Origin of the sequence: Tunturiibacter empetritectus, assembly GCF_013410875.1 — a bacterium.
Classification (GTDB): Bacteria; Acidobacteriota; Terriglobia; order Terriglobales; family Acidobacteriaceae; genus Edaphobacter; species Edaphobacter empetritectus.
Genome location: NZ_JACCCU010000002.1, coordinates 999,149 through 1,018,788, shown reverse-complemented (window position 1 = coordinate 1,018,788; position 19,640 = coordinate 999,149). Strand labels below are relative to the sequence as shown.

Here is a 19,640-nt window from a genome sequence, read left to right as displayed (position 1 = left end):
GGCGTCCGGCAGGACATTGCTGTTAAACTTTGCTGCGAACGTAGCGGCGATCCTGGATGGAGTATTCGCCGCTAAGTACAGCCGCGATCGCCTCCGGATAGGCGCGGTGCTCCTGTTCGAGGATGCGAGCCGACAGTGTCTTATCGGTATCGTCGTCGTGGACGGGCACAGTCTTCTGCACAATGATGACGCCATGATCCACTGCCTCATCGACAAAGTGCACGGTGCATCCGGCGACCTTGGCTCCATATTTCAGCGCCTGCGCCTGCGCATCAAGCCCCGGAAAAGCAGGTAACAGCGACGGGTGTACGTTGAGAATCCGATCTGGAAACGCCTCCACAAACACCGTTGAGATGATGCGCATGTACCCCGCCAGGCAGACCAGATCAACCTTGTGCTGATGCAGCCGCGCGATCATCTCCGCGTCATGCTCAGCACGCTTGCGGCCAGCGGAAGGAATCGCAAACGCTGGAATTTTCAGCTCGTTCGCTGCTGAAAGCCCCGGAGCATCTTCAAGATTTGACAATACCACGGCGATCTCCGTGCCGAGCAGCCGGTGTTCGTGGATAGCCCTAGCGATTGCAAGAAAGTTTGAGCCTCTGCCGGAGAGAAGAATGCCGAGTCGATGCATGAAGGGGTCCCTTGTTTAGATTTTAGGCGACGCCTACGCTTGATGTCTCGCCGACTCACAATCCTTACCGCGCATCCGGCAGCAAGCCATTCTCCACCAGCACCGGCGGCCTGCGATGCTTCGTTGCCTGCTCATACGCATAGGCCCAGCCCAGCAGATCACCATCTTCCCACCGCCGGGCCGAGATCTCCAGCCCAAACGGCAGTCCGTCGGGATAGAAGCCGCCCGGCACCACCACAGCCGGCACGCCGATCATGTTCACCCATCCAGTATCACTGTGCGGTCCCTCGCTGAGCTTTCCATTCTGCGGCATCGTCTCATCCGGCGGCGGCATCTGCGTCGCCGGGTAGACAAACCCGTCGAGTTGCAATCGGTCCAGCGTCTCGTTGTAGGTTTCGAGCGCCTTCCTGCGCGGGGCGTAAAAATTTGCTTCAGCCTGCGGATCGCTTTCGATCGACTCCTGCACGATCGCCGGTCGTCCTCGTCTTGTTGCGGGATCGGCGCCACCGATTATGGTTGTTGGGAGTGGCGATCCTACCACCTTCGCATACTCCGCAGCCGAGTGATACTCCGCCGGGCCATACTCCGCCAGAAACTTCTCCGTTCCCTCCTTCACATAAGGAAACGTCCCCACTCGTCCCACTGTCACGGCAAAGCTGTCCGGCAGAATCGAATCATCGAACACGACCGTAGCTCCCGCCGCCCGCAAACCTTCAATCGCCTTTATAAACGCCGCCCGCGTCTCTGGTCGCAAGGGTTCACGTGCGTCCTCGGTATCCTCGGCCACCTCGCTCGCTGTTGCCGATGCAGGGATACCTTGAAAGGCAATCCCAGCTCCCGCAAGAATGAAAGCCGGTACGCCAAACCGCTTGCCCTTCAGCGCATCCGTCTTCAGATACTGCGTATACGGCCCTCTTTGTGCCTTCGCGGTGAAATCGACTGTGCGCGCATCCGCAGCGTCCTCTCCGGCCATCACATCGAGCGCGATCGTCGCATCGGTCACTGTGCGAGCGATTGGCCCCGTGTTGTCCAGCAGCCAATCCAGGGGCGCGATCCCCGTGATACTCACCAGCCCGCGCGTCGGAAACACGCCTACCACCGAGCTCGTCGCCGACGGCATGCGAATCGAGTTCCCCGTATCGGTCCCGTTGCCCAGTAGCGCAAAGTTGCTTGTCACCGCCGTTACAGTTCCGCCCGACGAGCCGCCTGGGCTGAATCGGACGTCGTAAGCATTACCCGTCCGCCCAAACGCCGTGCTGCGATTAGTATCGCTCGCCGCAAAGTCCGGCATGTTTGTTTGCCCCAGAATCACCGCTCCAGCCGCCCGCAGCTTTGCCACGATGGTCGCATCCTTTGGGGCGACCAGCTCGTGCCCTGGAATCAAGTAGCCTTTCCACCCATCGGTCGTCACCAGCCCCTTAATACTCGTATTCGCCTTCGTCACAATCGGAACGCCCCACATCGGCCTGCGGCGAAAGCCGCTCCCACCAGCCTTTGCCTCTGCATCTTCTCGAGCCGCAGTGGCCAGCGCATTCTGTGTATCCACCGTCTGCACGGCGCGATAGATTCCGTTGTACCTCGCAATTCGCGCGAGGTACCACTCCACCACCTCGGTCACGGTGTACTTGTGGGCACGGTACAACTCCTCCAGGCGAGGAATCGTAACCTCCAACAGGTCGCGATCCATTGCTGTCTGCGAAGCCCGCGCATTCACGGAAGGCGCATCCTGCGCGTACAAACAAGTACCTGACAACAAGCCGACCACGACAAGAGCAAGGCAAGCGCTGACTCGAATCCTCATATTGTCCTTGAATGATCTTGAGAGATTTGGTGCCTTCTATAAGAACACAAATCCATCGCTAGACACTCAAGTTATGATGGCCTGAACCAAGAGGCTCCTATGTGTTTCTCTGCAACCGCGAACTTTGTCGGCAGTGCTGTTCTGGGCGGCATCGGCGTCGCCACGCTGACTGAAGTAAAGCACCGCCGCGAGCTGCTCTTCGCCGCCATGCCCTGCCTCTTCGCCTTCCACCAGTTCATCGAAGGATTCGTCTGGCTGGGCCTCGGCGGAATCCTCTCCTCTACGGTGACCCATAACGCTGGGGCAGCATACGTTCTCTACGCCCAAGGTCTGCTGCCGTTTCTCCTTCCTCTCAGCGTCCTGCTCATCGAGCCTACCCACAAGCTCCGCCGTCAGATGCTCCCCTTCGCCATCCTCGGCTGCATACTCATGCTCTACATGCTCTGGGGCCTGATCGCCTATCCGCTGCAGGTCTCGGTGCAGGACAACAGCATCGTCTACGTCAACAGCATCACAACCACGACGGTCATTGCAATCCTCTATGTCATCGCTACCTGCGGCTCGCTCTTCTTTTCTGGCTTCCGCGACCTCATCACCCTGGCGTGGCTCAACCTTGTAGGGCTGCTCGTCGTCATGCTGGTCAAGAGATACGCCTTCACCTCGGTCTGGTGCGCCTACGCCGCCGTCGTCAGCGTCATCATCTACTTCTTCTTTCGCCGCAGCCGTGCGCACCGCCCATCTACCTACACTCCCCTCGCTTAGCGGACTTCATTCGCCGAAGAAAACCGCGCCAAAACGAAAGTCCCCGGCCACCATGTAAAAGAATACAGTGGCCAGCGGGCTCGTAAAGCGACACTGCGACTATCTAGTTGTAGCTGACCTTGCGTTCCCCACGCACCACGCGGCCAATCAGGCAGTGCCGTTCGTTCGCGCGGTTCAAAATCGCCTTCGCCTTCTTGATCTTCTCTGCCGGAATCACCGCGATCAGACCAATGCCCATGTTGAAGGTCCGCAGCATCTCGTCCTCATCCACATTGCCCAATTGTTGCAGGTGTTCAAACAGTGGCGGTACCGTCCACGAGGCACGGTCGATCAGCGCTCCCATGCCCTTCGGCAGAATGCGCGGCAGATTCTCGGTGATTCCACCTCCTGTAATGTGCGCCATTCCGCTCACCACCTCGGCTCCGGTCAGCTTCTTGATCACCGACAGATAGCTGCGATGCGTCCGCATCAACGCGGCTCCAGTCTTGTCTTTCAGCTCGTTGATGTACTGCTCCGGGCCATACTTCGCGACTTCAAACAGCAGCTTGCGCGCTAGCGAATATCCGTTCGTATGTAGTCCGTTAGAAGGCAGCCCCACCAGAACATCACCGATCTGAATCTGTTCTCCGGTGATGATCTTGTCACGGCTCACTGCGCCGATGATCGTGCCGGCAAGATCGTACTCGCCATCTGCGTAGAAGCCAGGCATCTGTGCGGTCTCACCGCCGATCAATGCACAGCCGTTGGCCTTGCAGGCCTCGCTGATACCCTGCACCACCCGCTCGATCACCATGTCTTCGAGCTTGCCTGTGGCCAGGTAGTCGAGGAAGAACAGCGGCGTCGCGCCCTGCACAGCAATGTCGTTGACGCAGTGGTTCACCAGGTCCTGGCCAACGGTATGGTGAATGCCCAGTTCAAACGCGACCTTCAGCTTCGTGCCAACGCCGTCTGCGCTCGAGACCAGCACGGGGTTGGGAAACTTCTCCAGGTCTAGCGCGAACAAGCCGCCGAAGCCGCCGATCTCGCTCAGCACCTGTTTGTTGAAGGTTTTGCGCGCCAGCATCTTGATGCGCTGCTTGCTACGGTCGCCCGAGGTGATGTCCACCCCGGCATCCGCATAGCTGATGCTCTTTTTTGAGGGGATCTTGGTCTTTTCTTCCGAAGCAGGCCGCTTTATGCCAGCGGCTTTTCTCTGTGCGACTGCGGACTGCAACGAAGTGGTCTCCACGGGCATCTCCCGCCCGGACGTGGTGGAATGCGTGGCGATTGAATCGGGCGGCGGGGAGGTCTCATCCGGCAAGGTCGTGCTCCATATCGTAGTGCTTGAAAAGAAGAAGTTTAGTCTAGCAGGGCGGCGGTCAAAGCATCGTAAACAAACGTTATTCGTACACGCCCAAAAGTTTTTGTCGCTGATGCAAAGGTGGTAGAGGACAGGTATCGTAGCGCCCGAAGATGCGGTAGCGGAGGCGAGCAACAACGCCGTAGCCGAACTCACGCAGGGCTCGGGGAACCAGCGTTACCAGCCGCCCAAGAAGCCTCCAGGGGGTCGAAAGCAGCTTCAACGCCGCGGCAATCGCATCGGAGCGGTGGTAGAGCCGCTCCTGCGGCCTCAGGGCATCGGTCAGAAGCACTACACCATCGGGAAAGCTGTGAATGCCGAAGCGGTCGAGCACTTCGCGGCCGAGAGCGCTCTGGAGCGGGGCATAGCGCAGCCTCTCGCTACGGTCGTGTTTGAGCAGGAACTGAACCACGCCATTGCACAACGCGCAGACGCCGTCGTAAAGCAGTAGAGCCCGGCCCTCAATCTCTGCATGTTCTGGCTCGGTCATGTCTCCTCGGTTCTGTCTTCGTCTTCTAACTTCTCGTTTTCTACTTTCATGATATGCCCTCTTATACTGTTGATATGTCCCGCAGCCTCACCCGCTCCCGTCAATTGCAGCTTCGCGCTGAAAAGTTTCTGCCCGGGGGCGTCGACTCGCCGGTGCGCGCGTTTCGCGCCGTGGGGGGTGATCCACCCTTTGTCACCCATGCCGAAGGGGCCTATCTGTTTGATGCGGATGGAAATAAGTACCTAGACTTCTTCGGCTCGTGGGGGCCGATGATTCTTGGACATGCTTTTCCACCAGCGGTCGAGGCGACTCAGAGGGCAGCCTCGCGTGGGGCGAGCTTTGGAGCCTCCACCGCGGCCGAAGCAGATCTGGCTGAACTGGTGACGCGATGCTTTCCCTCGGTCGAAAGGCTGCGCTTCGTCAGCTCCGGCACGGAGGCATGTATGTCAGCTATCCGACTTGCGCGCGGCTTTACAGGACGCAACTTCGTCATCAAGTTCGAAGGCTGCTACCACGGCCACTCGGACGCCATGCTGGTCAAAGCAGGCAGCGGAGTTGCTACGCTGGGAATCCCTGGGTCCGCCGGCGTTCCCGCCGAGACCGCGATGCACACTCTTGCGCTGCCCTACAACGATCTCGATGCTGTGCGAGAGGCCTTCGCCGCACGACCAAACGAGATTGCCTGCGTCATTGTTGAGCCGGTGGTCGGCAACGCCGGGACGATTGCCCCTGCTGCAGATTATCTGCAGGGCCTGCGGGAAATCACCGCGGAGTACGGCGCACTTCTCATTCTCGACGAGGTAATGACTGGCTTCCGTCTCTCGCTTGGCGGTGCGCAGCAGGTCTATGGCGTGAAGCCGGATCTCACGACTCTGGGCAAGATTATCGGGGGTGGGCTGCCCTGCGGAGCGTTTGGGGGACGAGCCGATGTGATGGAGTTGCTCGCTCCGCTGGGGCCTGTCTACCAGGCGGGAACGCTGAGCGGAAACCCCCTCGCCATGGCTGCGGGGATCGCTACTTTGAGTCACCTGCTCAAGCATGAAGAGGAGGTCTACAACGGCCTTGAGAGCACCTCTGCTCGCATTGCTGAGGGGGTTGCGGGTGTGGCGCGGGAGGCGGGAATTTCGTTGACGACCAATCGCGTTGGGTCAATGTTTACGTGGTTTTTTACGGATAAACCAGTTACTGATTTTGCTTCGGCTGCGACGTCGGACACGGTCGCCTTTGGCCGGTTTCATCGTGCCATGCTCGACGCTGGAGTCTGGTTGCCTCCTAGTCAGTTCGAGGCCGCCTTCGTTTCGACCGCGCATGGGGAGGCGGAGATTGGAATGGTCCTCGAAGCTGCCCGCAAGTCGCTTTCCTGAAACCTGCCTGGAAGTAATTTCGGGACTTTTTGCAGATTTTTTTTGCTGTGGCGGGCGAGCGAAAAGTTGCTGGTTTGCTGAGGTTTTTGAAGGGGGTTGCGGGAAAACCGGGTGTTTCGACGTGGTTTTTTGATGGTAAAGACGTGGTGGGATGCGTGGTGGATGTGGTGTTTTAGCACCCTACTTTTCGGCTTCAAAAGATACGCCAACTTTTTGAGATTTATTTTTGGCTGGCCTGGAACGGGTTTGTTTCGGTGGGCCGATGCCGCCATCAACCGCATCTAAGCCTGAAAAGCGAGAGAGGTATTGCTATGAAAGCAGTGGTGCTACACGAGTACGGCGGCCCCGATAAGCTGAAGTATGAGGAGTGGGATGATCCACAGGCGGGAGACGGCCAGATTCTGATTCAGGTGACCGCAGCGGGAGTCAATCCGATCGATTGGAAGATCCGTAGCGGCGCCATGAAGGATTTTATGCCGCTGGAACTGCCCATCATCCTCGGGTACGACTACTCCGGCGTCGTACGCTCAGTCGGCAGAGGCGTCGAGGGATATGCCGAGGGTGACAAGGTCTTCGGGCGTGCCGGCAAGACCTACGCCGAGCTGCTTTTGGGTGATCTTGCGGGCTTGTCGAAGCTTCCTGATGGCCTTGATCCCATCGAAGCCGCTGCACTCCCTGTGGTGTTGAACACTGGGGAGCAACTCATTACGCAGGCCGGGAAGGTTCAGCCTGGCCAGACGGTTGTCATCACCGGCGCGCTGGGCAGCGTGGGCCGCACTGCCGTGTGGGTGGCGAAGAAGCTTGGTGCTCACGTCATCGCCGGTGTTCGCGGCTCACAGAAGAAGGCTGCGGAGGAGCTCGGGGCCGATGCTGTTCTCGCGCTCGATAGCCAACAGGAGATGGACTCACTAGGCCTGGTCGAGGTGGTCGCGGATACGATTGGCGGCAACGTCGGCGACGGGCTTCTGGCTAAGGTCAAACCGGGCGGAAGCTTTGCCTCCGTGGTGGGGCCTCCACCAAATGCCAAACTTTACCCCGACGTAAGAGTGGAGGCCTTTGGCTCGCATCCTGATGCAGTGAGTATGCGTTCGCTCGCGGAAGATATTGCAAAGGGAAGGTTCAAGATTTCTATTGATCGGACGATGCCGCTTGCCGACGCGGCGAAAGCACACGCTGAGGCGGAGAAGGGCGGCATCGGGAAGATTCTCTTATTAGCATGACCGCGCGTTCCTTGAAACGGATTTTGTGAAGACTAATCTAAACCTTCCAGCCTGAGAAGAACCTGCACGCGACTTTTGATGTCATCGCGTATCGCCCGGACTTCCTCTGTCGGCAGTCCCTTCGGGTCGCGGAGCGGCCAATCGTCCCGGCGTAGGCCGGGGACGTAAGGGCATTTGTCACCGCAGCCCATCGTGATCAGAAGGTTCGCGGCCCTCGCGAGTTCCTCCGTGAGCTTCTGGGGCTTCGCGTGGCTGAGGTCGATGCCGATCTCCTGCATGACAGCCTGCACTTCCGGGTGGATACGGTCTCCCGGCTCTGTACCAGCTGAAACGGCCTGTGCCTTCCGTGGATCTGCAAGATGATTGAATAACGCCGCCGCCATCTGAGACCGACCAGCGTTGTGCACGCAGGCGAAGATTACTTTGAGCATGTCGCCTCCTCTGCCTCTTATGAACAGCAACCCGGAGCACAGCATGACGCGACTGTTTTGCTTGTGGCTCCAGCCATGGGCTTGATGGCATATACCTTTACGCTTGCCGCTGCTGCGTTCAGGTCATACTTGCTCAAGAGGTCGGACAGCTCCGTGTGCAGTGTGGTGTCCCTATCCGATATGGGCGAACAGCACGACTCCTCGGCCATCGCCGGGGAGCAGCAGCCGGACTGGTTCTCCACCTTCGCGTAGGCGTTGAGGTTTGAGCCGCTGTCCACGATCTCCACATGCTCGAAGCCAGCAGCCAGCAAGCCGGTGCGGTAGTCGTCAATCCTGATGGCACCAGCGATGCAGCCGACATATGCCGCCATGCTCTGGGCGACGGCTTCCGGTAGCTCTCCCTTGAGCGCGATGTCGCTGACTGCAAGTCGGCCGCCCGGCTTGAGGATGCGGGCAATCTCACGAAAGACGACAGGCTTGTCCGGCGCCAGGTTCAGGACGCAGTTCGAGATGACGCAATCAACCGACGCATCCGGTAGTGGGATCTTGTCGATGGTGGACTGGTAGAACTCCACGTTGGTGTATCCACCGGAAGCCGCATTTGCCCGTGCCCGTTCCATCATGGCCGGTGTCATATCGATACCGATGGCACGCCCCTCCGGCCCTACCATCTTCGCGGCGAGAAACACGTCCAGGCCGCCACCGGAGCCGAGGTCTACGACAACTTCACCGGCTCTCAGATGCGCGGTCGCTGTGGGATTGCCGCACGACAAACCCATGTTGGCCTCAGCCGGAATGGAAGTCAGTTCTTCTGCGGAGTAGCCGAAGGCCTCCGCCACGGCCTTGACACCTGCATCGTTGCTGGAGAGCTTGCTCTGCGCGACCGCGCCATACTTCGAGCGGACGGAATCAAGAATCTGTGCCATGTCTCACCTCCCACATATTCGTCTAGGTGAATATATATATTGCTAACGAATTTGTCAAGGCGTATATATAAATGCATGACCCGCGCCAGACAGTTCGACCTGCCTCAGTTCTTTCAGGCACTTGGTGACACAACCCGCCTCCGGCTGCTGAACCTTATGGGAGAACAAGAGATCTGTGTCTGCTACTTTGTGGAGATTCTGGGGGCACCGCAGCCGAAGATCTCCCGGCATCTCGCGTATCTGCGAAACGCCGGCATCGTCTCAGCCCGGCGCGAGGGCAAATGGATGCACTACCGCATCGTTATGCCGCCGCACGTCGGGGCATCGCAGGTGCTCCTGCAGACGCTCGACTCCCTGAAGGAAGACAAGGCGATGCAGGCAGACCGGGCGCGTCTGACGAAGGCTTGCTGCTCCCCTGCGAGGTACGCGCTTGATGGCGCTCCATTGCCTACGGCTGTGGCTGAGCAGAGCTGTGAGGTTTGCTAATGGCTACGACACCCACACCGACGACCCGGGGCCGCGTCTGTGCTCCGGCCGCCCAACGGAAAAAGCTTTCTTTCCTAGATCGACTTCTGACGCTCTGGATATTCCTTGCGATGGTGTTAGGCGTGAGCATTGGGCATTTCGTTCCCGGTTCGGCTGACTTCGTCAACCATTTTCAGACCGGCGCGACAAACATCCCTATCGCCATTGGCCTGATCGTGATGATGTTTCCGCCGCTGGCCAAAGTGCGTTATGAGAAGTTGGGTGAGGTGTTCCGCAATAAGCGGCTGTTGGGACTGTCGCTGGTTCAGAACTGGCTTATCGGTCCGATGTTGATGTTCGTGCTCGCCGTGATCTTTCTACGGGACGAACCGGCCTACATGCGCGGCCTGATCTTGATTGGCATTGCGCGTTGCATCGCGATGGTGCTGGTCTGGAATGAGCTTGCCGAGGGTGATACGGATTACGTCGCCGGATTGGTCGCAATCAACAGCGTCTTTCAGGTGCTCTTCTACAGCGTCTATGCATGGGCATTCCTAACCATCCTTCCCCGGTGGTTCGGCCTGCAAGGAAGCGTCGTACAGATTGGCATCGGCCAGATTGCCAAGAGCGTGGGCCTTTATCTGGGGGTGCCGTTCGCGGCTGGCTTCCTGACTCGCTATGCGCTGATCCGGGCCAAAGGTGAGGAGTGGTACCGGACGCGGTTCGTTCCCCGTATAAGCCCGCTGACGCTACTCGCGTTGCTCTTTACCATCCTTGTGATGTTCTCCCTGAAGGGCGACTTGATCGTCCGGCTTCCGTTAGACGTGGTGAAGATTGCGGTCCCGCTGGTGGTGTACTTCCTCCTTATGTTTCTAGTCAGCTTCTGGATGGGGAAACGGCTGGGAGCCGACTACGCACAGTCCGCCACGCTGTCATTCACGGCTGCTGGAAACAACTTTGAACTTGCGATTGCGGTGGCGGTCGCGGTATTCGGGTTGAACTCTAGGGAGGCGTTTGTAGGTGTCGTGGGTCCGTTGATCGAGGTTCCGGCACTCATCGGCTTGGTGAATGTAGCATTTTGGCTACGCCGCAGGCTCTTTAGCAATTCTGTCGCAGCTCATTAACGGTAATGCCGGTAATCCGGCTTGTGCTTATCGGGTGGCTGCGAGGACGGCAGGACGAAACTGCGCGGCGTGTTCTTCGACGGTAGTTGAACCGAAGGCGACCGCAGCCGTGCCGCCAGCAAGGATGACCTCGACTTCGGTGATGCCGATAAAGGCGAGGATGCGTTTGAGGTAACCACATAACCATAAAAACTTCCGGCACCTGGTAACGAGAAGTCGGCTTTCGCCAGTTGCTGAAGAGAAGCGCATTTATGACGACTATTTAGCGCGCAGCAGCAGTGATAAACTTCCCATGAATTAACCTCGATCAGCCTCTTTTCAGGAGCGCCTTCGTGAGAGTTGTGTTTCGAATTGTGTGTGTGCTCATACTGCCCGCTGCTCTGTCAGTGCTGTGCAGCTCTCAGGTGCACCAGCCATCCTCGACATATCCAGAAGTAATCTCGATGTGTGAGGACTCAGACGGATGCTCCAACTGGCTCTTCAAGACGGGAGACGGCAAGGGGACGGGCCAGTGGGCGAGTGGCGGCAATGCAGACCTCACCATCACGTACCTTGATGCCACCTCTATCACCGTCCATCGCGAGGACAGGGCCGGTCCAGTCAAAGGCATCGTCGTCGATTACACCGGTACGATCTCAAACTACTGGATCGATGGCGATGTGAGTGCGACCTGGCCAAGCCACTCGACGGGGGCTTCGCACATGAAATGGCGAGGATTATTTCTCCCAACCCCCTCCGAATTTGGAGATGCCGGCAAGCTCTATGACAACTCGATCGCCCATGCTCAGGCATGGAGCATGTGCCAGGCTTTCGGAGAGGAATGCTCCGCTGCTAAACCGCCAGTCAACTCCCTTATGGTCATTGGGGGAAAGATCGGCTCGATGCAACTCACTACGGACTACTCCGCGGTGATTACAACCTTCGTCGATACGCTTCCCGGAGGCACTGTCGTCATGCGGCGTTACGATATGAAAGGAACCTTCTCCGGTGCCACTGGAATTTATACAGGGAAGCGAATTGGAAACCGGATCAGTGGAACGTTCAAGGTCATCTGGCCAGGACAGTCGAATAATGCCATGGAGGGTAAGTGGAACGCGACGGTGGCCCCGACTCGCTGCGACCCTGCCATGAATGTCGAAACAGAAAAGAACACAGGTACGCTCGCAAACATGATTGGCGATAAGGCCGCTTCCTTATCCTGCTACACGGCTGCTGCGAACAAGGGCGACGGCGAAGCTGAGGATGTAGCGGGCTATTACGACTACGTCGGTTGGGGCGGGGCGCCTGATTACCAGAAAGCGCAGGCGTACTTGATGCGGAGCGCTGAGCAGGAAAACGTGAATGCGATGCTTTCTCTCTCGCAATACTACAGAGAAGGTAAGTGGGGTCCGCCGAATCTGTTGCTGGCTAACTACTACGGCAACCGGGCGGAGTTGCATAAGAGGAAGACTCAGGAGAATGCTACCACTTTCTTTTTCTTCCGAGGTGACGATCTCGCTGCCACTGTCGACCATGAGGAATCCGTCATCAGCCTCATGGGTAGCGGGACATCGAGAGTCGATGCGGAGGCGGCGGCTTTCAAAAGAGAGGATGCTGACAATCCCAGCCGGGACGTTGACCCCGAAAAGCGCTGTTCCGCCGGCAGCCCGGCAGACTACTACAAGTTAAGCTACCAGCAACGCGAACAGGCCGAATCGAAGCACGCCGAATGCGTTAATTCCATAAAGAGAGCGGCAAATCAGGGGCGCGATTATCTAAGTTGCGTGCAGCGCTATAAAGATTCGAACGCCATCGAAGAAAATTGCAAATTCAACTGATCTCCCTGACCGAAGCTAATTTTGTGATTCTGTGAGTGCGGGGTTTCGTTGGGCGCGAGCCGACAATAAGGATGTCGACGAGACGACGGGCGCTGGGCTCCCAGCCGGGCATAGCAGTGGTGTGGAAGACGCCGACGAGGGCACGGACGAAGTCGTTGGGGTCGGTGTCAGAGCGGAGATCACCGCTGGCGATGGCGCGCTCGACGGAGGTTACGAAGGCAGTGTGAATGAGCGAGCGGGAGTCTTCGAACAGACGCCTGGAGCCGCCAGCGACGGTGTCCATCGCGGGAAGGATGAGTTTCTTGCCTAGGATGTGGTCGATGAAGAGGAGCATCCAGGCGCGCAGCGCTTCAAGCGGCGGCATAGTGGCAGCGAAGCGCTGTTCGGCTGCCGCAAGCTTTTCGACTTCGCTGCGGTAGACGGCTTCGATGAGGTCGTCGCGAGTGGGGAAGTGGCGATAGAGGGTGGCGTTGCCGATGCCGGAGCGGCGTGCGATGTCGTCGAGGCTTGCAGCTGCTCCATCGCGGGTGAAGGCTTCCCTGGCTACCTCTAGGATGCGCTCGCGGTTGCGCTTCGCGTCGGCGCGAGGTTTGCGGGAGGGCGGGAGTGGTGAGATCTTCTTTATCGACATCGGAGATGTGGCGAAACTTTTTTTGCAACCGGGGACTATCCCCGTTTATCTTATCTATACGGGGACTGCCCCCGTTTTATAAGGCACAGGCTCGGATGTCAACTTTAACGCGGCCTCCGAAGGGCTGCGCCACCAACAATAGGAGGAGCGATGCGCGTATTCGTAACGGGAGCGACGGGATTCATTGGGACGGAGCTGGTGAAGGAGTTAATCGGATCAGGGCACCAGGTGCGTGGGCTTACCCGCAGTGATGCGGGCGTAGAGCAGTTGAAGGTTGTGGGTGCGGAGGTCCATCGCGGCAATCTGCAGGATCTCGACAGCCTGCGCAGTGGAGCGACGGGGATGGATGCCGTGGTGAACCTGGCGTTCAACCACGACGACTTTTCGAAGTTTGCGCAGAATGCGAAGGACGAGATTCAGGCGATTGAGGCGCTGGGATCGGTGCTCGAATCGGGCAAACTGCTGGTGGTGACCTCCGGGGTTGGACCCGGCGCGCCAGGCCAGGTGCGGAAAGAGTCTGATCCTGCAACAGATTCGTCTGCGATGCCGCGCAGGCCGGAACAGGCGGCGCAGGCGGTGGCGGCAAAGGGTGTGCATTTGGCGATTGTGCGTCTGCCGCAGGTGCATGACACGCGCAAGCAGGGGTTGGTGACGAGGTTGATTCAGATCGCGCGCGAGAAGGGTATTTCGGCGTATGTGGGCGATGGGACGAACCGGTGGGCGGCCGCTCCACTGAAGGATGTGGCGCATCTGTATCGGCTGGCGGTCGAGAGTAGTGGACCGGGCGTGACGACGTACCACGCGGTGCAGGAAGAGGGCGTGCCGCTGCGGGATATCGCGGAGACGGTCGGTAAGGGGCTGAAGGTGCCGGTGGTTTCGATCCCGGCGGAAAAGGCCGTCGAGCACTTCGGGATGTTCTTCGGACACGCTGCGTCGCAGGATATGCCGGGTTCGAGCGAGTGGACGCGCAAGACGCTGGGGTGGGAGCCGACCGGGCCGGGGATGATCGAGGATCTGACAAATATGAAGTACTTCTGATGAAGCTGCAGTGGGCAGGTTTGGACGACCGTGGTGATTTAAATGGAAAGGCCCCGGAGTTCTCCGGGGTGCTTCCTCCGCAACGGATTCGTTCTGGAAGGCCGGCTTCTCGTTATCTGCGTTTCTAACTGTGCGCTTCTAACTGTGCGCTTCTAACTGCGCGGCCCGCCTTCGATTCAGCCAGTACAGGGGTCAGATAGCGGAGAATGGCATTGCGCATCGCCTGCTGCAGGCGCGGGCGGGCATGAGGCGAGGCGACGGTCAGCTCGTCGAGGATTCCGCGGAAGATCATAAGGGCTACCTGCCCATGGTGGGCCGCTTCGGAGCGAGAGAGAGTGGGTAGCTCGCGGCGGAGGCGGGCCTCGATGAAGTCGACGAAGACCTGCCCAAGAACCTGTTTGTCTTCGCGGGCGGAAGGTGAGAGCGGTGCGTCGACCACGAGGGTGTGAAACTCGGGACGCTTCCGGTTGAAGCTCATGCAGACATTGATCAGTTCGCCGACGGCTTCTGTGAAGCTCAACACGCCTTCGGAGTCGATTGCGCGTTCTGCCTCGGCCATTTCGCGCGCGTACCTCGAGGCGAGTTCGCTGGCGATGGCTTCCTTATTGGGGAAAAACTGGTAAAGAGTAGCCGGAGATACGCCCGCCTCCGTGGCGATCGCGTTTGTGGTGGTCTGGTGGTAACCAAGACGACCGAAGACTGCGGCAGCGGCGCGGAGGAGAGCCTGCTGGCGCTCCTCGCCCCGAGCGTTGCGCTTGCGGTTTGGATCGAAGACGGTCACAGGAGGATTCTCGCAGAAAAGGAATCATATAAGTAAAAACTTGCATCCTTTCTTTGAATATAAGTATCTACTTGCATAGGAGGTGAACGATATGTTCACAGTGATGGGAATTACGGGCAAAGTTGGCGGCGCAGTGGCGGAGAATCTTCTTGCTGCGGGTAAAACGGTGCGGGGCGTGGTGCGCGATTTGGGGAAGGCGAAAGCCTGGGCTGATCGCGGTGTGGAGCTGGTGCAATCCGCGTATGACGACGCGGCGAGGCTCGCACGGGCGTTCTCGGGGGCAGAGGGTGTATTCGCGATGATTCCACCAGACTTTGCGCCTGCTCCCGGGCTGCCGGACCAGAAGCGTACGATTGAGGCGATCCGTGAGGCGCTTGAGCAGGCGAATCCTGGCAAGGCTGTGTTTCTTTCGTCTATCGGTTCGGAGCAGGCGAGCGGGCTAGGACTGATTACCTCGACCCACCTGATGGAAGAGGCTATGCGCACGCTGCCGATTCCTGTGGCGTATCTGCGCGGGGGTAGTTTCATGGAGAACTGGCTGGGAGCGTTGGACCACATCCGGGCGACGGGTGAGATGCCGTTCTTCTATGCGCCACTCGATCGCAAATTTCCGCTGGTCGCCACGCGAGACATCGGCATGGCTGGCGCCAAGGTGTTGCAGGAGACCTGGACGGGCGAGCGTGTGCTCGAGGTAGACGGGCCTGAGGGTGGAACCGATTTGCATGAAGCGGCGGCCGCGTTCGGCAAGGCGCTGGGCTGTGGGGTGAAGGCCGTGCAATTACCTGAGGCTGCGTGGCAGAACGTTTTGGAAGCGATGGGTACGCCGGCTGATCGGACCGGGCTCTACATGGAGATGGTGAAGAGCTTCAACTCGGGCTGGATCCACTTCGGCAATTCAGGAACAGAGAAATTCCACGGGCCGACGACGATCGAGGCGTTCGCACAGGAACAGGTCAAGTAAAGAGAACAGGCGCAGGAGCTCTTCGATGCAATAAATTCGGCATCTCGGAAGCGGCGTTAGCTTCCGAGATGCGCGCTTCTCGTTACTTCCGCGAGAACGCCGGAGTAGCCCTTTGCAAGATATTCTTCTTCTCGTCACTCAATATGCGGACGAGAGTCATGTCTTATGAAGACAGAAGACAGATAGTCCTCGCAACGCGTACAACGTCTTATCCAGTGACAACTAGCTCTTGCTCGTGATCTTCAGCGGAGTTCGTTGGTGTTATTGCGCACGGCACCGAAGACCGGGAGTATTGCCTTGGAGAGTAGCCCATCATGCGGCGGAAGGCCTTGCCGAAGGCACTCTCGGACTCGTAGCCAAGGGACTGCGCGATAGTGGAGAGCCCGTCACTGGAGTTCTTCAGGCGGTCGGCAGCCAAGAACATGCGCCAGCGGAGGAGGTACTCCATCGGCGTGGCACCAACGGTCTGGCGGAAGCGCAGAGAGAAGACTGAGCGCGACATACCGACACGTTCGGCCAGCAACTGGAGGGTCCAGGGATATCCCGGGTCGTTGTGCATGCTGGTGATGGCGATACTCATATGCTTGTCGGACAGCGCAGAGAGCCAGCCGGGCCCAGCGCTGGCGGCGTCAGCTAAGTGCAGGCGCAGGGCTTGAATGAGCATCATGTAGGCGAGTTGCTGCGCAATCAGCGAACCGCCGGGTTGTGGGTCGCGCAGTTCTTCGCGCAAGCGCTCGAGGGACCAGCGCATGGCGGCCTTGTCCGACTCGCGGCGTATGTGGACGATGGGCGGTAGAGAGTGCAGGAGCATCTCGGCGTGGCTGCCGGTGAACCGGAAGAAGCCGCCGGCCATGTATTGCGCCTCTTCGGGGATCTCCGGGAGGTCCTTGGCCTTGCTGAGGCGCGCCAACGCGAGGGTGTAGTGGACCGGTTCGAGCGAGAGATCCGCGGTGAGCTGGAACGACAACCCGCGCGGCAGAAGAAAACAGTCCCCGGCCTTTAGCAGGACGGGCTCCGGGACCTCCTCGACCAGCAGCCAACACTGGCCGGCAAGCATCGCGTAGCACTTGACGCCTTGATGCTTCGGGAAGTGAATCGCCATATCGTCAGGAACCACGAAGCCGCCGGAGTACAAGCTCTGCGGCTTCAGCAGGGCAAGAACCTCGGAGAGCGGATCCATACGCTGACTCGATTCGGCAGCCGGTTGCAGGAGCGGCGTCTCGGATCTCAGAGCCTCAAAGTTCGGGGTTTCGAGGTTCTGGCTTGGCAGGACGATTGAACCGATCATACGGACTCTCAGTATAGATCGTCCCAACACCAGGACCCATCTAGTAGTAGACGGCGCAGATTGGCCGCATCAAAACTTTAAGGAGACATCATCATGCGTATCTTTGTGACCGGAGCAACGGGGTTCATTGGTTCGGCGCTTGTTCCGGACTTGTTAGCGGCAGGGCATCAGGTGCTGGGCCTGACGCGTTCGGAGGAAGGCGCCGAGAAGCTGCGGGCGGCAGGCGCTGAGGTGCTTCATGGCAACCTCGAGGACCTCGACAGCCTGCGCAAGGGATCAGCCGATTCGGAGGGCGTGATCCATCTGGCCTTCAACCATGACTTCTCGCAGTTTGAGAAGAACGCGGCTGACGAACGCAAGGCAATCGCGGCGCTGGGAGAGGTACTGGTGGGTTCTGACCGGCCGTTCGTGGTCACCTCGGGTACTGCGATGGCAGCCAATTTGAACGGCAAGCCCTCGACCGAAGACAGCCCGGTAGCGTCCTGGAACCCTCGCGTGGGGTTGGAGACGGCGGTGAAGGAGTTTACTGAGCGCGGCGTGAAGACCTCCATTGTTCGGCTCGCGCAGATTCATGACACGCGCAAGCAAGGGCTGGTGCCCTACGTCACGGCCGTGGCGCGAGAGAAGCGTGTGTCGGCCTACATCGGCGATGGCAGCAATAGCTGGCCGGCGGCACACGTCTCGGACACGGCGCGGCTCTACCGCCTGGCGTTTGAGAGGGCGGAGCGGGGCGCGATCTATCACGCGGTCGACGAAGAGGGCGTTTCGATGAAGACCATCGCCGAAGCGCTGGGCCGCGGGCTGAAGGTACCGGTGGTCAGCATTACGCCCGAGGAGACTGCGGCGCACTTCGGCTGGCTGGCTCCCTTCGCCGGGCTCAACATGCCATCCTCCAGCGCTATCACGCAACAGAAGCTGAACTGGAAGCCAACGGGGCCGGGCCTGATCGCCGACCTGGACGGCATGGACTACACGCAGGCCTGAGTCATCGACGGCGCACCGGTAGCTACTGCAGATTGCCGGTGCGCTTTGCGTTGATAGATCTCATTAAAATTCGACCACAACTTGCCTATGGCAGGAGCATCTGCACGACTGATCAGTAATATGTCGGCTTAGCTGAGTGAGCGTCAGACTGTTTGAGTGGAGTTCAGGCAGGCTGTGTAACTGCGGGTTTTGGCTCCATCCAGAGTTTGCCTACTGCCATCAGGACTACCAGCATGGCGGCGCATAGGGCGAATACCCGGCGCACGCCGATGTAGTGGGTGAGGATGCCGGAGAGGACGAGGCCTGAGATCTGAGCGGTGAAGATGATGGACATGAAGGTGGAACCTACGCGACCCATCAGCTCTGGGGGTGTCGCTTTTTGGAAGAGGGTTTGGGAGGGTACGATGATGCCCGCTACCGAGAAGCCGATGATGAGGTTGCCGAGGATGGTCGACCAGAGGTGGGGCAGTAGCGTGAGTATGACGAGGCCGACCGCGATGCCGCAGAGGCCGGAGTAGACGAGGAGCGCGTCCTTCAGCTTCTTGCCGAAGGTGTTGAGTCCGTTGATGCCGAGGAGCATCCCGAGGCCGATCATCGCTGAGGCGATGGCGAAGGATTTGGTCGAGGCGTGGAGGGAGTCGCGCACGTAGATGGCGATTAACGGGCCAAAGCAGCCGAGAACAAACATACCCGCTGCCATGGCGAGGATGACGAACAATAGAGCGGCGTGGTGCAGGATGAAGTTGAAGCCCTGCTTCATGTCGAGCCACACTTTGCCGATGGCGGATGCGTCCGCGGCATGGGGTGTTGGTGCGGCTGCCTTCGGTCCGGGTGCGAGGAAGGAGACGGAGGCGATGAGTAATGCGGAGCCAATGAAGCTGGCGGAGTCGAAGGCGTAGCAGCTGACGGCTCCCATGTAGGAGACCATGAGGCCTGCGATGGCGGGGCCTACGATACGCATACCGAACATGACCTGCTGCATGAGCGCGTTCGCGGAGCGGAGACCGTGCAGCGGGACTGCGGAGCGGATGGCGACCCCTTGTGCGGGGCCGAAGAAGCTGGAGATGACGCTGATGGCGGCGAGGATGGCGTAGTAGTGCCAGATCTGCGTGGCGAAGAGGAGCAGGAGACAGAGGCCTGCGCGGATGGAGTCGCTTGAGACCATGGTGGGTTTGAGGGGCCAGCGGTCGACGAAGACTCCGGCAAGGATGCCGAGGACCGCAATGGGCAGCATATAGGCGATTTGCACGCCCGTAACCTGCTGAGCGGTGGCGTGGAGCTTAAAGGTGAGGACGTTGATGACGGCGAAGAGGGCGAGGAAGTCGCCGAAGACGGAGATGACCTGGGCGTACCAGAGGCGGCGCATCATGGAGATGCGCAGGACATCTCTCATGGATAGGGGTGCTGGGAGTTCGGGATCGATGACGGGATTCTGCTGGGCCGCGGCCGGATTGGCGGTTGTGCTCATCGGAGTTCCTCTCGGGGTGTTGCCATGGTACGGGGTCGGGTGGGATTAGACTCCAGAGTTTTGCATGGCGTCTGTCTGGAGATCTACTTGGGAAATCTTTCTGGGACTATGGCAATTTG

General features: G+C 59.1%; 21 protein-coding genes. 10 read left to right on the top strand and 11 right to left on the bottom strand.

Features of this window, described 5'->3' with window-relative positions:
• Positions 1 to 22 precede the first annotated feature (22 nt).
• Together purN and HDF08_RS16440 are read right to left on the bottom strand one after the other, a co-directional pair.
• Positions 23 to 631 (bottom strand): phosphoribosylglycinamide formyltransferase, encoded by a 609-nt coding sequence (purN, locus tag HDF08_RS16445; RefSeq protein ID WP_179639675.1) that lies wholly within the window; start codon positions 629 to 631, stop codon positions 23 to 25.
• A 64-nt stretch (positions 632 to 695) separates the two neighbouring features.
• Positions 696 to 2,432 (bottom strand): amidase, encoded by a 1,737-nt coding sequence (locus HDF08_RS16440; protein WP_179639674.1) that lies wholly within the window; start codon positions 2,430 to 2,432, stop codon positions 696 to 698.
• 99 nt (positions 2,433 to 2,531) lie between these two features.
• On the opposite strand from HDF08_RS16440, the gene HDF08_RS16435 reads away from it, so the two are divergent.
• The gene (locus tag HDF08_RS16435; protein WP_179639673.1) at positions 2,532 to 3,194 is read left to right on the top strand and encodes a DUF6629 family protein; all 663 of its coding nucleotides are present in this window, start codon (positions 2,532 to 2,534) and stop codon (positions 3,192 to 3,194) included.
• A 103-nt stretch (positions 3,195 to 3,297) separates the two neighbouring features.
• On the opposite strand, the gene purM is transcribed toward HDF08_RS16435, so the two are convergent.
• A complete protein-coding gene (gene purM / locus HDF08_RS16430; protein WP_179640014.1) occupies positions 3,298 to 4,428 on the bottom strand; it encodes a phosphoribosylformylglycinamidine cyclo-ligase in 1,131 nt (376 codons plus the stop codon).
• Positions 4,429 to 4,573: 145 nt separating this feature from the next.
• Positions 4,574 to 5,023, bottom strand: coding sequence for a thiol-disulfide oxidoreductase DCC family protein (locus HDF08_RS16425; RefSeq protein ID WP_179639672.1), 450 nt, complete (start codon positions 5,021 to 5,023; stop codon positions 4,574 to 4,576).
• A gap of 74 nt (positions 5,024 to 5,097) precedes the next feature.
• Between HDF08_RS16425 and hemL the strand changes: the two genes are divergently transcribed.
• The 3 genes from hemL (at position 5,098) to HDF08_RS16415 (ending at position 7,607) form a co-directional block, all read left to right on the top strand.
• Positions 5,098 to 6,387 (top strand): glutamate-1-semialdehyde 2,1-aminomutase, encoded by a 1,290-nt coding sequence (hemL, locus tag HDF08_RS16420; RefSeq protein WP_179640013.1) that lies wholly within the window; start codon positions 5,098 to 5,100, stop codon positions 6,385 to 6,387.
• Positions 6,388 to 6,416: 29 nt separating this feature from the next.
• On the top strand, positions 6,417 to 6,563 hold the full coding sequence (locus HDF08_RS21465) for a hypothetical protein (RefSeq protein WP_218884734.1): 147 nt from the start codon (positions 6,417 to 6,419) through the stop codon (positions 6,561 to 6,563).
• 135 nt (positions 6,564 to 6,698) lie between these two features.
• A complete protein-coding gene (locus HDF08_RS16415) occupies positions 6,699 to 7,607 on the top strand; it encodes an NADP-dependent oxidoreductase (protein WP_179639671.1) in 909 nt (302 codons plus the stop codon).
• Positions 7,608 to 7,639: 32 nt separating this feature from the next.
• Here HDF08_RS16415 and HDF08_RS16410 read toward each other — a convergent pair whose 3' ends face one another.
• The gene (locus HDF08_RS16410) at positions 7,640 to 8,038 is read right to left on the bottom strand and encodes an arsenate reductase ArsC (RefSeq protein WP_179639670.1); all 399 of its coding nucleotides are present in this window, start codon (positions 8,036 to 8,038) and stop codon (positions 7,640 to 7,642) included.
• Between the two features lie 17 nt (positions 8,039 to 8,055).
• On the bottom strand, positions 8,056 to 8,964 hold the full coding sequence (gene arsM / locus HDF08_RS16405) for an arsenite methyltransferase (protein WP_179639669.1): 909 nt from the start codon (positions 8,962 to 8,964) through the stop codon (positions 8,056 to 8,058).
• Between the two features lie 75 nt (positions 8,965 to 9,039).
• Here arsM and HDF08_RS16400 point away from each other — a divergent pair, with 75 nt between their 5' ends.
• Entirely contained in the window at positions 9,040 to 9,450 is a 411-nt protein-coding gene (locus HDF08_RS16400; protein ID WP_179639668.1) for an ArsR/SmtB family transcription factor, read from the top strand.
• Positions 9,450 to 10,553, top strand: coding sequence for an ACR3 family arsenite efflux transporter (arsB, locus tag HDF08_RS16395; protein ID WP_179639667.1), 1,104 nt, complete (start codon positions 9,450 to 9,452; stop codon positions 10,551 to 10,553). Before HDF08_RS16400 ends, arsB begins: the two co-directional genes overlap by 1 nt.
• Before the next feature lie 27 nt (positions 10,554 to 10,580).
• Here the strand turns inward: arsB and HDF08_RS16390 are convergent, their stop codons facing one another.
• Positions 10,581 to 10,802, bottom strand: a complete 222-nt coding sequence (locus HDF08_RS16390; RefSeq protein ID WP_179639666.1) for a hypothetical protein — start codon at positions 10,800 to 10,802, stop codon at positions 10,581 to 10,583.
• Between the two features lie 194 nt (positions 10,803 to 10,996).
• Between HDF08_RS16390 and HDF08_RS16385 the strand changes: the two genes are divergently transcribed.
• On the top strand, positions 10,997 to 12,370 hold the full coding sequence (locus tag HDF08_RS16385; RefSeq protein ID WP_179639665.1) for a tetratricopeptide repeat protein: 1,374 nt from the start codon (positions 10,997 to 10,999) through the stop codon (positions 12,368 to 12,370).
• Here the strand turns inward: HDF08_RS16385 and HDF08_RS16380 are convergent.
• Positions 12,363 to 13,001 carry a TetR/AcrR family transcriptional regulator gene (locus tag HDF08_RS16380; protein WP_179639664.1) on the bottom strand — a complete coding sequence of 213 codons (639 nt, stop codon included), beginning with the start codon at positions 12,999 to 13,001 and terminating at the stop codon, positions 12,363 to 12,365. The genes HDF08_RS16385 and HDF08_RS16380 overlap by 8 nt on opposite strands.
• 150 nt (positions 13,002 to 13,151) lie before the next feature.
• Here HDF08_RS16380 and HDF08_RS16375 point away from each other — a divergent pair, with 150 nt between their 5' ends.
• Entirely contained in the window at positions 13,152 to 14,039 is an 888-nt protein-coding gene (locus HDF08_RS16375) for an SDR family oxidoreductase (protein WP_179639663.1), read from the top strand.
• A gap of 124 nt (positions 14,040 to 14,163) precedes the next feature.
• Here HDF08_RS16375 and HDF08_RS21805 read toward each other — a convergent pair whose 3' ends face one another.
• Positions 14,164 to 14,820, bottom strand: coding sequence for a TetR/AcrR family transcriptional regulator (locus HDF08_RS21805; protein ID WP_179639662.1), 657 nt, complete (start codon positions 14,818 to 14,820; stop codon positions 14,164 to 14,166).
• Between the two features lie 91 nt (positions 14,821 to 14,911).
• Here HDF08_RS21805 and HDF08_RS16365 point away from each other — a divergent pair, with 91 nt between their 5' ends.
• Entirely contained in the window at positions 14,912 to 15,781 is an 870-nt protein-coding gene (locus HDF08_RS16365) for an NmrA family NAD(P)-binding protein (protein ID WP_179639661.1), read from the top strand.
• Between the two features lie 208 nt (positions 15,782 to 15,989).
• Here HDF08_RS16365 and HDF08_RS16360 read toward each other — a convergent pair whose 3' ends face one another.
• Positions 15,990 to 17,069, bottom strand: coding sequence for an AraC family transcriptional regulator (locus HDF08_RS16360; protein ID WP_257031185.1), 1,080 nt, complete (start codon positions 17,067 to 17,069; stop codon positions 15,990 to 15,992).
• Between the two features lie 93 nt (positions 17,070 to 17,162).
• Between HDF08_RS16360 and HDF08_RS16355 the strand changes: the two genes are divergently transcribed.
• Positions 17,163 to 18,053: an SDR family oxidoreductase gene (locus HDF08_RS16355; protein WP_179639660.1), complete on the top strand. Its 891-nt coding sequence runs from the start codon at positions 17,163 to 17,165 to the stop codon at positions 18,051 to 18,053.
• A gap of 163 nt (positions 18,054 to 18,216) precedes the next feature.
• Here the strand turns inward: HDF08_RS16355 and HDF08_RS16350 are convergent, their stop codons facing one another.
• Positions 18,217 to 19,521, bottom strand: a complete 1,305-nt coding sequence (locus HDF08_RS16350; RefSeq protein WP_179639659.1) for an MFS transporter — start codon at positions 19,519 to 19,521, stop codon at positions 18,217 to 18,219.
• Between the last annotated feature and the right edge of the window lie 119 nt (positions 19,522 to 19,640).

What these genes read in the sequence shown, in the direction of transcription:
- purN (WP_179639675.1), bottom strand. Translation starts at nt 631, where the DNA reads ATGCATCGACTCGGCATTCTTCTCTCCGGCAGAGGCTCAAACTTTCTT.
- HDF08_RS16440 (WP_179639674.1), bottom strand. Translation starts at nt 2,432, where the DNA reads ATGAGGATTCGAGTCAGCGCTTGCCTTGCTCTTGTCGTGGTCGGCTTG.
- HDF08_RS16435 (WP_179639673.1), top strand. Translation starts at nt 2,532, where the DNA reads ATGTGTTTCTCTGCAACCGCGAACTTTGTCGGCAGTGCTGTTCTGGGC.
- purM (WP_179640014.1), bottom strand. Translation starts at nt 4,428, where the DNA reads ATGCCCGTGGAGACCACTTCGTTGCAGTCCGCAGTCGCACAGAGAAAA.
- HDF08_RS16425 (WP_179639672.1), bottom strand. Translation starts at nt 5,023, where the DNA reads ATGACCGAGCCAGAACATGCAGAGATTGAGGGCCGGGCTCTACTGCTT.
- hemL (WP_179640013.1), top strand. Translation starts at nt 5,098, where the DNA reads ATGTCCCGCAGCCTCACCCGCTCCCGTCAATTGCAGCTTCGCGCTGAA.
- HDF08_RS16415 (WP_179639671.1), top strand. Translation starts at nt 6,699, where the DNA reads ATGAAAGCAGTGGTGCTACACGAGTACGGCGGCCCCGATAAGCTGAAG.
- HDF08_RS16410 (WP_179639670.1), bottom strand. Translation starts at nt 8,038, where the DNA reads ATGCTCAAAGTAATCTTCGCCTGCGTGCACAACGCTGGTCGGTCTCAG.
- arsM (WP_179639669.1), bottom strand. Translation starts at nt 8,964, where the DNA reads ATGGCACAGATTCTTGATTCCGTCCGCTCGAAGTATGGCGCGGTCGCG.
- HDF08_RS16400 (WP_179639668.1), top strand. Translation starts at nt 9,040, where the DNA reads ATGACCCGCGCCAGACAGTTCGACCTGCCTCAGTTCTTTCAGGCACTT.
- arsB (WP_179639667.1), top strand. Translation starts at nt 9,450, where the DNA reads ATGGCTACGACACCCACACCGACGACCCGGGGCCGCGTCTGTGCTCCG.
- HDF08_RS16390 (WP_179639666.1), bottom strand. Translation starts at nt 10,802, where the DNA reads ATGCGCTTCTCTTCAGCAACTGGCGAAAGCCGACTTCTCGTTACCAGG.
- HDF08_RS16385 (WP_179639665.1), top strand. Translation starts at nt 10,997, where the DNA reads ATGTGTGAGGACTCAGACGGATGCTCCAACTGGCTCTTCAAGACGGGA.
- HDF08_RS16380 (WP_179639664.1), bottom strand. Translation starts at nt 13,001, where the DNA reads ATGTCGATAAAGAAGATCTCACCACTCCCGCCCTCCCGCAAACCTCGC.
- HDF08_RS16375 (WP_179639663.1), top strand. Translation starts at nt 13,152, where the DNA reads ATGCGCGTATTCGTAACGGGAGCGACGGGATTCATTGGGACGGAGCTG.
- HDF08_RS16365 (WP_179639661.1), top strand. Translation starts at nt 14,912, where the DNA reads ATGTTCACAGTGATGGGAATTACGGGCAAAGTTGGCGGCGCAGTGGCG.
- HDF08_RS16360 (WP_257031185.1), bottom strand. Translation starts at nt 17,069, where the DNA reads ATGATCGGTTCAATCGTCCTGCCAAGCCAGAACCTCGAAACCCCGAAC.
- HDF08_RS16355 (WP_179639660.1), top strand. Translation starts at nt 17,163, where the DNA reads ATGCGTATCTTTGTGACCGGAGCAACGGGGTTCATTGGTTCGGCGCTT.
- HDF08_RS16350 (WP_179639659.1), bottom strand. Translation starts at nt 19,521, where the DNA reads ATGAGCACAACCGCCAATCCGGCCGCGGCCCAGCAGAATCCCGTCATC.